The organism is Psychrobacter sp. HII-4 (assembly GCF_904846595.1).
Lineage (GTDB): Bacteria > Pseudomonadota > Gammaproteobacteria > Pseudomonadales > Moraxellaceae > Psychrobacter > Psychrobacter celer.
The window spans coordinates 1-569 of the sequence record NZ_CAJHBJ010000118.1 but is presented as its reverse complement, the minus strand read 5'-3'; the positions used below and the strand labels follow the sequence as shown (position 1 = coordinate 569).

Annotated in this window: 1 pseudogene; it reads left to right on the top strand. The window is 36.6% G+C overall.

Annotation, left to right across the window (positions count from 1 at the left end):
• A pseudogene (locus tag JMX98_RS14190) lies at window positions 1-569 on the top strand (hypothetical protein); the annotation flags it as partial.

Sequence of the window (569 nt, the reverse complement as noted above, 5' to 3'; positions counted from 1 at the left end):
GGTCACAAATCAGGAAAACAACAGTACAAATGCCTAACTTGTGATCGGCAGTTTTTAGGTGGCAAACGTCTTAACAATGAAATATTGTGGACTGAATATACACAAGGTAAACAGACCTATAAACAACTTGCTAATAAGTATGGCTGTAGCATAAAGACCATACAAAGACGGCTAGATACTATTGAATTAAAGTCACTTAATAAGCTACCTACGCGTGCAAACATAGTGATGGACACGACCTACTTTGGTCGAACATTCGGCTTAATGGTATTTATCGACTATACAAGCAAAACTGTATTACACCACCGCATTATTCATTATGAAACCAACGCACTGTATAAATTAGGAATAGAGCATATACAATCACAAAGTATTGATATAACAAGCATTACTTGCGATGGACGACGAGGTCTTAACGCTTTATTTAAAGATATACCCATACAAATGTGCCAGTTTCATCAACTACAGATCATCACTAGATACTTAACACGTCGACCTCAAAATGTCGCTAGTATCGCCCTTAGACAGCTCGCCTTAAACATAAAGTATTATGATAAAACTACATTCAT